The following is a 12,581-nucleotide window of genomic DNA, read 5'->3' as shown; positions in this document are numbered from 1 at the left end:
CTTAAAATTTAATTTTAAGGGCTTTTTTTATTGACTTACTTGTGTGTGTTATCGTAACTCAGCACCAAGCTGTTTTTCAAAATTAGCTTGAAGCTTAGACATTATTTTGTCAATTTGTTTATCATTAAGCGTCTTGTGTTCGTCTTGTAAGATAAAGCTAATAGCGTAACTCTTTTTGCCTTCTGGTAAGTTCTTACCTTCATAAACATCAAATAGATTTACACTTTTAAGTAATTGCTTTTCTGTTTGTTTAGCTATAGTGTCAATTTCTTTAAAAGTAACTTTGTTGTCTAATAATAAAGCAAAATCACGTTTAACTTCAGGATACTTAGGAATAGCATTAAACTTAATTTTATTATGCTGTGCCATTTCTAAAACGTTATCCCAATTAAAGTCGGCATATAATACCTTCTGAGAAATACTAAAATGTTTTAAAACAGATTTTTTAACCAAACCAAAATCTACCAATTTTTTCTTTCCAATAGAAAGACTCATCCCTTCACTAAAAATATCAGATGTAACTGGTGCCGATTTTAACCTTGTTAAACCTAAGCGTTGTAAAACGACTTCTATAGTACCTTTTAAATAAAAGAAGTCACTTGGGGTTGTAGGCGCATTCCAACGTTCTTCAGATTTGTTTCCAGTCACAAAAATTGATAAATGCTTGTGTTCTTCTCTGGCCTCTGAGTATTGATGATATGTTTTTCCGAATTCAAATAATTTTAAATCGTCACGTTTTCTATTAATATTGTGAGCTAAAGCTTCTAATCCAGAAAACAATAAAGATTGGCGCATTACTTCCAAATCGTTACTGAGAGGATTTAGCATTTTTACATTATGCGCTTCATTTAAGTCCTCGCTTAATTCTATATATTTAGGTGATGTTAAAGAATTAGCCATAATCTCAAAGAACCCTTGAGAAGCCAATTGGTTACCTATAATATTTTGAAGTTTATAATCTTCAAATTTAGACGAATTAGATATTGAAGCATTTAATTTAGTTGTTGTTGCTATATTGTTGTAACCGTAAACTCTTAAGATTTCTTCAATAATATCAGCTTCACGTTGTACATCATTTCTGAAGGCAGGAACTGTTAATCCTACACCTGCTTCTGTAACATTATTTATTTTAATATCTAGAGAAGACAGAATACTTTTTATAGTTTCTTCAGGAATTCTTTCACCAATTAATTTTTCAGCATTATCGAAACTTAACCGAACTTCAAAATCTTTTATTTTTTTTGGGTAGGCGTCAACAATATCGCTAGTAATTTCTCCACCAGCAATTTCTAGAATTAATAAAGCAGCACGTTTAAGTGCATATTCAGTAAGATTAGGATCTATTCCGCGTTCAAATCTAAAAGACGAATCTGTATTTAAACCGTGGCGCTTCGCCGTTTTACGAACACTAATAGGATTAAAATAAGCGCTTTCTAGGAAGATACGTGTTGTGTTTTCTGTAACACCAGAATCAATACCTCCAAAAACACCAGCAATACACATTGGTTTGTTAGAATCGCAAATCATTAAATCGTCTTCGTGTAATTCGCGCTCAACACCATCTAAGGTTGTAAATTTTGTACCAGCTTTACAGGTTCTAACTTCAATTTTTTTATCTGCAATTTTATCTGCATCAAATGCGTGTAATGGTTGACCAAGTTCGTGTAATACGTAATTTGTAATATCTACTATGTTATTAATAGGAGATAAGCCAATAGATTTTAAACGATTTTGCAACCAAGCAGGTGATGTTTCAACTTTTAAACCAGAAATAGTAACACCGCAATAACGAGGTGCTTTTACGTAATCTTTTACGTCTACATCTATTTTAAGTGCTCTAGCATCAACATGATATGAGCTTACTGAAGGAGTAATGAGCTCTAAAGAAATTTCTTTTTGTAACAAACCAGCTTTTAGGTCTCGTGCCACACCATAATGACTCATAGCATCAGCTCTATTTGGTGTTAAGCCAATTTCAAAAACTTGATCATTTTCTACTTTAAAGATTTCAGCGGCAGGAGTTCCAACTTTTATATCGGCATCCAAAACCATTATGCCGTCGTGAGATTTGCCAAGGCCTAATTCGTCTTCAGCACAAATCATTCCATGACTTTCTTCACCACGAATTTTACCTTTTTTAATTTTCCAAGCTTCTCCTTCTTCAGTGTATAATGTAGTACCTATAGTTGCTACAGGGACTTTTTGTCCTGCTGCTACATTTGGTGCACCACAAACAATTTGTAAGGGAGTATCTGTACCAATATTTACAGTTGTTACTTTTAGTCGGTCTGCATTTGGATGTTGTTCGCAGGTTAATACCTCACCAACAACAATACCTTTTAATCCGCCTTTTACAGATTCGAAGGTATCAATACCTTCTATTTCTAAACCTAGATCAGTAAGTAATTCGCCTGTTTTTTCAGCGTCCCAATCGGTTTTTATAAACTGTTTAAGCCAGTTGTAAGAAATTTTCATGTGTCTATTTAATCAGGGTGCAAAGATAGTAATAGTTGATTTGTAATGAAACATCCCTTATTAAAATTTAATCAAAAAATGAAGATAGAATGGTTTTGTAAGCGAGCATTTAGGGTTATAGCAATTTTTTCAAGTATAGCAAAGCCATTTAAGCGCTACGCAAAATCTTTTCCATCTTACGTCCTTTGGCTAATTCATCTACAAGTTTGTCTAAATACCTTACTTCTCGTGTTAATTGAGTGTCTATGTTTTCAATTCTGTAGCCGCAGATTACACCTTTAATTAGATGTGCATTTGGGTTTAGTTTTGCTTTTTCGAAGAAGGTTTTAAAAGTGACTTTTTTTTCAATAAGCTCTTGTAGTTTTTTGTTGTCAAAACCAGTTAACCATTCTATTACTTGGTGCAATTCTTCAATTGTTCTGCCTTTCTTCTCAACTTTTGTGATGTAGTGTGGGTAAACAGATGCAAATGTTAATTTTGCTACACGCGCATCGTGTTCTGGTGTTGTTATACTCATAATATTTACTTTTATAAAGAAAAGAAAGCTAATAGTAAATTCAATAGTTATTTTTTTAATACGAGTTCTGCTTTGTTAATTTTTAAGGATGGATTATCAGAGGAGTTCAAAATAGCTTTAAACGTATAGTTGCCTGTTTCCTTTATAGTTATATGTTTCATCTTACCAGAAAAACTCCAAGATGTTTTATTTCCTATTGTTTTTCTAAGTTCCATTACTGTTGGGTTTGTTTTTAAAGCATCTAATTTTAATCCTCCTATGTTGACAGAATCTTTCCATATTTCAACGGTATATATAAGAGCAACATCATCTTCATATACAACATCTGTATCTGTCCAAAATGAAATTTTTTCACCTTTTGAAAGGCTAAGAGCGGCTTCTTTTGGGTAAAGTTCGGTATTACTTGTTTTGTTTATTTCTAGTCTGGCGACTTCCTCACCTAATAGTTTGCTACAACCGATTAGCAGAAAGCAGAAGAATATGACGAATGCTATTTTTTTCATAAGAGATAACAGAAAGTATTACAATAAAAAAGTTAGTAGTAAACTTAATAAAAAATTAAGTCAATACTACTAACTAATATAAAAGGTTAAAGCGGAGACTAGTTTTGTTTAGCTGTAAGTTCAGCAATTTTGCAAATAACGTCTACTGCTTTTTGAATACTTTCTACAGGAACATATTCATAACGACCATGGAAATTATGACCTCCAGCAAAAATATTTGGGCAAGGTAATCCCATATAAGAGAGTTGAGAACCATCAGTTCCGCCACGTATTGCTTTTATTAACGGAGTCACTCCAACAGCTTTCATAGCTTCTTCTGCAATATCTACAATATGCATTACAGGCTCTACTTTCTCTTTCATGTTGAAGTACTGGTCTTTAATTTCAATTTTAAAAACCTCACTTTCGTATTTTGTATTTAAATCAAAAACAATTTTTTCTAATAAAGCTTTTCGTGCTTCAAATTTATCTTTGTCGTGATCTCTAATAATATATTGAAGAATTGTTTCTTCAACTTCGCCTTCCATGTTATGTAAATGGAAAAAACCTTCGTAACCTTCTGTATGTTCTGGCGTTTCTAATCTTGGTAAAGTATTAATAAATTCTGAAGCATAATACATAGAATTGATCATTTTGCCTTTAGCATATCCAGGATGAACAATCTTACCTTTTACAGTGATTTTTGCTCCAGCAGCATTAAAATTTTCATATTCTAATTCACCAACTTGGCTACCATCCATGGTATAAGCCCAATCTGCGCCGAATTTTTCAACATCAAATTTATGTGCTCCTCTACCAATTTCTTCATCTGGTGTAAACCCAATTCTTATTTTTCCATGCTTAATCTCAGGATGATTAATAAGGTATTCCATTGCAGAAACAATCTCTGTAATTCCGGCTTTATCATCTGCTCCTAAAAGTGTTGTACCATCTGTTGTAATTAAGGTCTGACCTTTATACATTAGTAAATCTTCAAAATAATCTGGAGATAAAATGATATTTTCCTCGGCGTTGAGAACAATGTCTTTACCATCATAATCTTCAATAATTTGAGGTTTTACATTTGCTCCTGTAAAATCTGGAGAGGTATCAAAATGTGAAATAAATCCAATAGTTGGTACCTGATGATCTACATTGCTTGGTAAGGTTGCCATAATGTATGCATTCTCATCAATGGTTACATCGCTTAGGCCAATTTCTTTTAATTCTTCAACCAATTTATTGGCTAAATTCCACTGCTTTTCGGTACTTGGCGTAGTTTCAGAATTTGGGTCGGATTCCGTGTCTATAGTTACATAACTAATAAAACGGTTTATAATATGCTGCATGAAGTTTTTATTATAGAATTAAAGTTTAAAGGTGATAACAGGAAGTTTACTGTGATTAACTACGTCTTCAGAAATACTACCTCCAAAGAAATGACTTAATCCTTTTCTGCCATGTGTAATCATTGCTACAGCATCTGTTTTGTTTCTTTTAGAAAAACTTAATATACCGTCTTCAACGTTATGATCTGAAATACGAGCCACAGTCACATCTGTTTCTTTTAGATTGGCTTTGTTGAAAAATGCAGCAATTTTAGCGTCAATTTCATCTGTGCTTAAGAATCCTAAATTAGGAGTATTAATGTGTAATAAAGCTGTTTTTTTACCTAATTTAGATAGTAATTCTTGTGCTTTTTTAACTGCCGGAACACTTTCTTCAGAAAAATCAGTAGCTAAAACAATATTTTCAAAACTTACAGTTGATGGCTTAGATTTTACAACTAGTACAGGTGTGTTACTGTAACGTACTACTTTTTCTGTATTAGAACCTGTAAAAATACCATCATGGTCACTGTGTCCTCTAGAACCCATAACAATTAAATCGGCATTAACATCGGCTGCAACAGCTGCAACTTCTTTTAAAACTTTATGATATTTAACCATTGGTGTTACTTCAACGCCTTCGAGATATGGTTGGTCTAAAAATGCTTCAAAATTTTTGTTAGCAACCATTAGCATAAATGCATTCTCTTCACCGCGTTCGTCACTTGAGGCAGAAAAAATAGATTCTGACATTTCTAGCATGTGCATAACAATTAATTCTGAATTGTTTTGTTTTGCTAATGCAGCACCTGTTTCTAATGCGTATTCTGAGTGTTTAGAAAAATCGACTGGAACTATAATTTTTTTCATGATAATTTGATTTTTGTTTGGATTTCAAAGTTAGTAAAAAACTTAAGCATAAATAATGATATATAACAGTTTCTGTTAAAATTAATAGCTTAAATTATGGTTTGTTTTAACGTGGAGTTGTTTATTTTTGTAAAGCAAAATCGTTCTCATGTACAAAGTTTTAGTCAGACCTATTTTATTCCTTTTTGATCCTGAAAAAGTGCATTATTTTACCTTTTCGTTAATTCGAAATGTATCAAAACTACCAGGAATTAAAAGCCTATTCAGATCTTTATACCTAATTGAAGATAAACGATTAGAACGAGAGTTGTTTGGTCTGAAATTTAAAAACCCCGTTGGTTTAGCTGCAGGTTTTGATAAAAATGCGGTTTTATATAATGAATTGGCCAATTTTGGATTCGGTTTTATTGAAATAGGAACGGTAACTCCAAAAGCACAAGAAGGAAATCCTAAAAAACGCTTATTCAGACTAAAAGATGATAAAGGCATTATTAACCGAATGGGTTTTAATAATGAAGGTTTAGAAGCAGCAATAACACAACTTAAAAAGAATAAAGGACAACTTATAATCGGTGGAAATATTGGAAAAAACACCCAAACACTTCCGGATGATTATACCAAAGATTATTTAGAATGCTTTAATGCCTTACATCCTTATGTCGATTATTTTGTACTTAACGTCAGTTGTCCAAACGTTGGAAGCCATGCAAAACTTAACGATAAAGATTATTTGTTAGAACTAATTTCTACCGTACAAAAGGCCAATGCTACATTTAGTAAACAGAAGCCTATTCTTCTTAAAATAGCACCAGACTTAAACAATGTGCAACTGGATGAAATTATAGAGTTGATTGCAGAAACCAACCTCGATGGTGTAATTGCTAGCAATACATCTGTTGACAGAACAGGTTTAAAAGCAAGCGATGCTCGTCTTACAGAAATTGGTAATGGTGGTTTAAGCGGACAACCAATTAAAGATAAATCGACTAAAGTCATTCAGTATTTAGCAAAAAAAAGCAACAAAGCATTTCCAATTATTGGAGTAGGAGGTATTCATACTGCAGAAGATGCTTTAGAAAAAATAGCGGCAGGAGCCGATTTGGTTCAGGTGTATACGGGTTTTATTTATGAAGGGCCGAGTTTAATAAAACGGATTAATAAAGCTTTATTGAAGTAGACTGTTTGTTAGAACTAGCGTAATTTAAAACCATAATCAAGATATTCTGAATTACGACATTCTCATATCATTCGCATTAGCGTCATCAGTATTGGCAATTTCGCCAGGACCAGATAATATCTATGTTTTAGTGCAAAGTATTAGTCATGGTAAATCTTATGGAATGGCAACCGTTTGCGGTCTAATTACAGGTTGCATTATCCATACCACCTTATTAGCATTTGGTGTTTCAGCCATAATCGCAGCAAATGAAAACCTATTTTTAGGGATTAAAATTTTAGGCTCGCTTTACCTATTGTATCTCGCTTACAAAGTTTATAAATCTGATACTAGTCTTAATCTTAATTCCGAACATGTGCCTAAGAAGAGCTTAAAACAATTATTTGTTCAAGGTTTTTTTATGAATGTCCTCAACCCCAAAGTGACTATTTTCTTTTTAGCCTTTTTTCCTGGGTTTTTATTTAGTGATTCAATGAATACCATTTGGCAATTTTATATTTTGGGAGGCCTTTTTATGTTGGTGTCATTTCTTATATTTTCAATAATTGCTTTGCTAGCCGGAAAAATTAAAACCTATACCTTAAAACATAAAAACTCAGGTTTCGTTTTAAAATGGCTTCAGATTGTAGTTTTTGTAGGAATTGCGGTTTTTATTTTAACTTAGTGTCATGCTAAGATTCCATTTTCTTCCTAAGTTTTCGCTTGTTGTTTTTTGTTCATTTATTCTATTTACCATTATCGGAACACTTTCTCATGAGTTTGGTCATATTGCTGTAGCTAAATACTTTGGTTATGATATAGCTTTAGATTACGGAAGTATGAATTATTTTCAGAAAGGTTATTTGAAAGATCCTGCATTAAAAGAGCTCAATAATATAGTCGCCGAATATGACTATGATACTTACGGGTCTTGGCCAACAGATATAAAGTCAAAAGTTGAAGCCCTTAGTTTGGTTTTAGATAAAAAGTATCCTTCTATACCAGATACTCATGCTTTGTATGTAGCTTTAGGAGGACCTTTACAAACCTTACTTACTAGTTTTATTGGTTTATTGATTTTATTTTTTAGGCGAAAAAAAAGGAAAGACCAATTTAAACTTATGGATTGGTTAGCTGTTTTTATGTCATTATTTGCACTTCGAGAAGTGTTTAATTATGCGCAAGCATCTTATAGTGTAATATGTCTTTCTAAGTCGAGTTTTCATGCAGATGAATTTAAAATATCAAGATATTTGGGGTGTAATGAATGGGTCATTCCAACGATAAGTTTAATAATAGGTTTAACAATTTCGTTTTATGTTATTTTTAAAATTATTCCTATTAAATATCGTTTTTCGTTTATAGTATCAGGATTAGTTGGCGGAATTTTAGGTTTTGCAATATGGTTTGGCTTTTTAGGAGAAATGCTATTCAATTAATAAAAATAATAGACAGAAACGAAACCTCTTATCAATACTGATAAATACCATTTATATTATAATCAAAGCTTTAAAGTTTTAACTTCAAATTTTATTTCGAGTTCAATTTCAATTTCAATTAATGTATATTTGAACCAATGAATAAAACGGTTAAAATAATAGAATGTCCAAGAGATGCCATGCAAGGCATTAAGGCTTTTATACCTACAGAAAAGAAGGTACAATACATTCAATCTTTACTTCGTGTTGGTTTTGATACTATTGATTTCGGAAGTTTTGTATCGCCCAAAGCGATTCCGCAAATGGTTGATACGGCCGAAGTTTTAGCACAATTAGATCTGAGTAAAACGGAAAGTAAATTGCTCGCTATTATAGCAAATACAAGGGGAGCAAATGATGCTTCGGTGCATTCTGAAATCGACTATTTAGGATTTCCATTTTCAATATCAGAGAACTTTCAGATGCGTAATACTCATAAAACCATAGCACAATCTGTAGTGACCTTGTCTGAAATTTTAGAGGTTGCAGACAAAAGCAATAAGCAAGTTGTGGTTTATATTTCAATGGGTTTTGGAAACCCTTATGGTGATCCTTGGAATGTAGATATCGTAGGGGAGTGGACGGAACGCTTATCTAAAATGGGAGTTGGTATTTTATCTTTGAGTGATACTATTGGAAGTTCAGATCCAGAGAATATCAACTATTTATTTTCAAATTTAATCCCCGAATATTCAAATATAGAATTTGGTGCACATTTGCATACCACACCAACAACTTGGTTCGAAAAGGTAGATGCTGCATATAATGCTGGTTGCCGACGTTTTGATGGCGCCATACAAGGGTTTGGTGGTTGCCCAATGGCAAAAGATGATCTTACAGGGAATATGCCAACCGAAAAAATGTTATCGTATTTTACTCAGAAAAAAGCTCACGACCTCAATGCGATGTGTTTTGAGAGTTCTTATAATGAAGCAACTAAGATTTTTAGCATGTATCATTAAAAAAAAGCCTTCATTTTTAAATGAAGGCTTTTTTAATATCTATTTTAAAAGTTTACTGTAATAAACTATATACAAATTCAGGATGACCACGCTCACCTTCTGCATTAGTTAAGGCTAAGAATTTTAATTTGTAAAGATTACCATCTGTATCGTTAATTATATAAAAGACGTTATCTTTAAGAGAAGGTAATGAACCTGGTCCACCACCATTTCTCCAACTACTCCCAATGCTTCTTTGGTCGTTAGAGAAATTAGAAGTCGTAACATCACTTAACGTAAAATTGTCATAAGATAGTTCCGTATTTTCTTCAGTATCTATCATATAAACATCTACGTTAGCTAAGTTATTTGAAGCTACAAAATCTCCATAGAAATACGCACCATAACTATCTGCTCCGGCGAAAACTTCATCGGTAAAGGTTGTAAAGTTTAAATCCCAATTTGAAGATGCTGGTTCAACGCTAACAATACTCTCTGTATTAAAACTAAAAAATGTAAAGTTAAAGTTGCTGTCTTTAGAAATTGTGATTTCCTCGTGTGTAGTGGCGTCCAAATCTGCATATTGAAGTACGTAATTATTGGCATCTTGCAGAATACGTATTTTTTTCCAACCTCTCTCTTCTCCTTTTAAAGCAACAGAACCAGTTTCAGGTGTTGTTGTACCAACTTCATTACCAAGATTTATTAAATAGACATAGTTTTCAGAATCAGTAGAAGAGATTGGCGCTATAGCGGTATCATTGATATTACCATCAAACCCATCTACATAAGTTATATTAGTACTGTCAAATGTACCAACTGCGACTGCAGGCTGTAAGTCAATTACTTCTTGTGTGGTGGAACTAATAGCATTAATATCTGTTGTACTAAGTTTAGCAGCTGCCATTTCAATTGAACCGTTTATGGTAACTCTGAAATCTGAACCTGTATAAAATCCTAAGTCCCAAGAATCACGTTGAACAGCTGTCTTTGTATTTGTACTTAAGTCAATATAAACTTGGTTTTGTTGATTAGGACCTCCAACTTCTGGAGCGATAGAAGCACCGTCAATCACAATAGTAAGTGGACCAGAAACGTCGTCGTCGCTACTACAGCTAGAAAATGCAATAATACATAGGCATAAAGCCAATTTTAAAAATTTATTTGTCATAATATGTAGTGTTTAAAAATTTAGGTTATACAATAGTTTTAAATAAAAAGATCTTCCGTAGCCTAATAATAAGGCATTGCTGTTAGTTGTGTGTGTGCCACCAGTAGCAGTATTACTTACGTTTACACTAGTGACATCTAATAAGTTGCGTCCACCAAGTGTTATATTGATTTTGTTGTTTAAAAAGGATTTTTTTACAGAGGCGTCTAGCCAACTATATGCGTCTGTTGTTACTTTTGAGAAGGTCGAGTTTCCATCCGTATCAGAACCAGATGCAATGTATTGCTCTTGTTCTCCGTTGTATTTTAATAGTAAGCTGAATGAGGTATTCCAAGGTTCTACAAAATAGGATGCACTAGTGTTGATTTGAAAATTGTACAGAAAATCATCATTGCCATTGACCTCATTGTTATTTATTCTAGAAATACCTTGAAACGTGGCACCTAAATTGAATGCTAAATTGTCGACTTTCAATGTGTTTTCTAATGAAAGACTCCACAGTTTGAATTTATCAATATTTATAAATTGATACTGTAAAGGAGTGGTATTAACCACAGCCAAATCAATTCTATCTGAAACATCGACATAGCTTAACTTTAGGTTGTTAACTAAAGAAAGCTCATTAAGCCAACTTCGCTTTTTTAGATTCACAAAGGCAGAAAAACCATTTTCAGGATTTAAATTTTCATTCCCTTGAACATCATGATTGGAATCTACAAAGTAGTAGTATAATTCTTCAAAATTAGGAGTTCTATAAGAGGTACCAACGTTGGCTCTAAGTTCAAAACCATGATCCATTAAATAACGCGCACTTAAAGAGCCCATTAATTTCGATTTAAAAAGGGAATTATATTCATAGCGTACACCAGGACGTAAAGAGAATTTATTTGAAAAGCTTAATTCTGAAGATCCAAAAATGGCAGAATTAGTCTGTGTGTTGGTTTTATCTTGTTGGGTGACATCGCCTGTAGCTTGCGTGTCAAAGCCTTCTATATAACGCGCTTCATAACCGAGTTGGAAATTATAAAAATCACTTTTTACTAAGTTGTCTATAGTACCTTTAGAAAATACGACTTTACTAGATTGGTAGGTTTCGTCACTTTCATTACTACGTTCTTTACTTAATATAAAATAGTTAAATTCGTTTAAGTCGCGTTCTTGCTGCTGATAGGAGAGTGCTACGTTATAGTTAGCTCCAGAGTTGAGGTTACCATCAATATTTAAGTTGTTTACAAAGCGGTTGGTGGTAAATATGCGATCTGTAGCCGATGGATTACTAGTTTGATTTTGAGTATCTATATTCGCTCTTACGGCGGCATCATAGTAATTAATTTGCTCGTTAAAGTATTCAAACTTGTATAGTACTCTAAAATTATTGCCTTTATAATTAATTAAAGCATTGGTGTTTAATTGCTGTTTTGGTAACCATTCGTAGCCTCTAAGCCCATCATTTTGGTAGTAATCTTGCCCTTGACGTTGGTTGAAAAATCCGGCAAAATCATTTCGGTTAGCTCCAATTTTAGCCATCCATTTCTCATTTATGTTATGAGCCACACTAAAAGATTGTATATGTCTGCCTTCATCAAACCAAGCATACTCGTCACTTACGGTTTCTTCTTGTATATAGGCTTGAATACGCCAATCGTTAGTTATAGATTTTTTGGTAATGATATTAATTACTCCTGAAACAGCATTCGCACCATATTCAACACCCATGGCGCCTTCAACAATCTCAATACGTTCAATGTCGTCAAGATTAATTTGGGTTAAATCAATATCATTTCCTAAGCCATTGTCACTAACTAGTGGAATGTTATCTACTAAAATGTTGAAATATTGTGAATCTAAGCCAAAGAACGAAATCGTAGAGCGTCCTGTTTGTGCATTAGGAATAATAGTAAGGTTAAGATTGAAATTTAATAAATCGGCCAGATTGTTAGCCGCAACTTGTTCTATCTGCTTTCTATTAATCACAATGACATTATGTACAGATTTTTTTATTGAGGTGGGATTATATTGGCCTGTTACAACAACTTCATCTAAAGATTCTGTTTTGGTACTATCAACTGTGGTTTCTCTTTTTTGGGAGAAAGCCCATGAAAAGAAAATTATTGAAAAATAAATTGTGATTTTATTTTTATTTAGACTCATTCTTGATAAATT

At 33.0% G+C, this 12,581-nt stretch carries 11 protein-coding genes; 4 read left to right on the top strand and 7 right to left on the bottom strand.

The window, feature by feature from the left end; translation table 11 throughout:
* Positions 1-48: 48 nt before the first annotated feature.
* The 5 genes from pheT to VDP25_RS14940 form a co-directional block, all read right to left on the bottom strand.
* Positions 49-2,475 carry a phenylalanine--tRNA ligase subunit beta gene (gene pheT / locus VDP25_RS14960; protein ID WP_334471138.1) on the bottom strand — a complete coding sequence of 809 codons (2,427 nt, stop codon included), beginning with the start codon at positions 2,473-2,475 and terminating at the stop codon, positions 49-51.
* Positions 2,476-2,623: 148 nt separating this feature from the next.
* Positions 2,624-2,992: a DUF2200 domain-containing protein gene (locus VDP25_RS14955; protein WP_334471137.1), complete on the bottom strand. Its 369-nt coding sequence runs from the start codon at positions 2,990-2,992 to the stop codon at positions 2,624-2,626.
* Between the two features lie 47 nt (positions 2,993-3,039).
* Complete coding sequence (locus tag VDP25_RS14950) at positions 3,040-3,495, bottom strand: hypothetical protein (protein ID WP_215925037.1); 456 nt, start codon at positions 3,493-3,495, stop codon at positions 3,040-3,042.
* Between the two features lie 98 nt (positions 3,496-3,593).
* The gene (gene pepT, locus VDP25_RS14945; RefSeq protein WP_334471135.1) at positions 3,594-4,823 is read right to left on the bottom strand and encodes a peptidase T; all 1,230 of its coding nucleotides are present in this window, start codon (positions 4,821-4,823) and stop codon (positions 3,594-3,596) included.
* Between the two features lie 18 nt (positions 4,824-4,841).
* Positions 4,842-5,672 carry a universal stress protein gene (locus VDP25_RS14940; RefSeq protein WP_334471133.1) on the bottom strand — a complete coding sequence of 277 codons (831 nt, stop codon included), beginning with the start codon at positions 5,670-5,672 and terminating at the stop codon, positions 4,842-4,844.
* Positions 5,673-5,820: 148 nt separating this feature from the next.
* Between VDP25_RS14940 and VDP25_RS14935 the strand changes: the two genes are divergently transcribed.
* From VDP25_RS14935 to VDP25_RS14920, 4 genes are all read left to right on the top strand, one after another.
* Complete coding sequence (locus VDP25_RS14935) at positions 5,821-6,849, top strand: quinone-dependent dihydroorotate dehydrogenase (RefSeq protein ID WP_334471131.1); 1,029 nt, start codon at positions 5,821-5,823, stop codon at positions 6,847-6,849.
* 46 nt (positions 6,850-6,895) lie between these two features.
* Complete coding sequence (locus tag VDP25_RS14930) at positions 6,896-7,513, top strand: LysE family translocator (protein WP_334471163.1); 618 nt, start codon at positions 6,896-6,898, stop codon at positions 7,511-7,513.
* A 4-nt stretch (positions 7,514-7,517) separates the two neighbouring features.
* A complete protein-coding gene (locus tag VDP25_RS14925) occupies positions 7,518-8,267 on the top strand; it encodes a hypothetical protein (protein WP_334471129.1) in 750 nt (249 codons plus the stop codon).
* Positions 8,268-8,404: 137 nt separating this feature from the next.
* Positions 8,405-9,268 (top strand): hydroxymethylglutaryl-CoA lyase, encoded by an 864-nt coding sequence (locus VDP25_RS14920; RefSeq protein WP_215925032.1) that lies wholly within the window; start codon positions 8,405-8,407, stop codon positions 9,266-9,268.
* A gap of 52 nt (positions 9,269-9,320) precedes the next feature.
* Here the strand turns inward: VDP25_RS14920 and VDP25_RS14915 are convergent, their stop codons facing one another.
* Both VDP25_RS14915 and VDP25_RS14910 read right to left on the bottom strand, forming a co-directional pair.
* A complete protein-coding gene (locus tag VDP25_RS14915) occupies positions 9,321-10,418 on the bottom strand; it encodes an HmuY family protein (RefSeq protein WP_334471127.1) in 1,098 nt (365 codons plus the stop codon).
* Between the two features lie 12 nt (positions 10,419-10,430).
* Complete coding sequence (locus tag VDP25_RS14910; protein ID WP_334471126.1) at positions 10,431-12,569, bottom strand: TonB-dependent receptor plug domain-containing protein; 2,139 nt, start codon at positions 12,567-12,569, stop codon at positions 10,431-10,433.
* Positions 12,570-12,581: the final 12 nt, after the last annotated feature.

Source organism: Winogradskyella sp. ECml5-4 (assembly GCF_036903175.1).
Taxonomy (GTDB): domain Bacteria; phylum Bacteroidota; class Bacteroidia; order Flavobacteriales; family Flavobacteriaceae; genus Winogradskyella; species Winogradskyella damuponensis.
The sequence above is the reverse complement of the archived record's forward strand: the minus strand, read 5'-3'. Positions and strand labels throughout refer to the sequence as shown.

What these genes read in the sequence shown, in the direction of transcription:
- pheT (WP_334471138.1), bottom strand. Translation starts at nt 2,475, where the DNA reads ATGAAAATTTCTTACAACTGGCTTAAACAGTTTATAAAAACCGATTGG.
- VDP25_RS14955 (WP_334471137.1), bottom strand. Translation starts at nt 2,992, where the DNA reads ATGAGTATAACAACACCAGAACACGATGCGCGTGTAGCAAAATTAACA.
- VDP25_RS14950 (WP_215925037.1), bottom strand. Translation starts at nt 3,495, where the DNA reads ATGAAAAAAATAGCATTCGTCATATTCTTCTGCTTTCTGCTAATCGGT.
- pepT (WP_334471135.1), bottom strand. Translation starts at nt 4,823, where the DNA reads ATGCAGCATATTATAAACCGTTTTATTAGTTATGTAACTATAGACACG.
- VDP25_RS14940 (WP_334471133.1), bottom strand. Translation starts at nt 5,672, where the DNA reads ATGAAAAAAATTATAGTTCCAGTCGATTTTTCTAAACACTCAGAATAC.
- VDP25_RS14935 (WP_334471131.1), top strand. Translation starts at nt 5,821, where the DNA reads ATGTACAAAGTTTTAGTCAGACCTATTTTATTCCTTTTTGATCCTGAA.
- VDP25_RS14925 (WP_334471129.1), top strand. Translation starts at nt 7,518, where the DNA reads ATGCTAAGATTCCATTTTCTTCCTAAGTTTTCGCTTGTTGTTTTTTGT.
- VDP25_RS14920 (WP_215925032.1), top strand. Translation starts at nt 8,405, where the DNA reads ATGAATAAAACGGTTAAAATAATAGAATGTCCAAGAGATGCCATGCAA.
- VDP25_RS14915 (WP_334471127.1), bottom strand. Translation starts at nt 10,418, where the DNA reads ATGACAAATAAATTTTTAAAATTGGCTTTATGCCTATGTATTATTGCA.
- VDP25_RS14910 (WP_334471126.1), bottom strand. Translation starts at nt 12,569, where the DNA reads ATGAGTCTAAATAAAAATAAAATCACAATTTATTTTTCAATAATTTTC.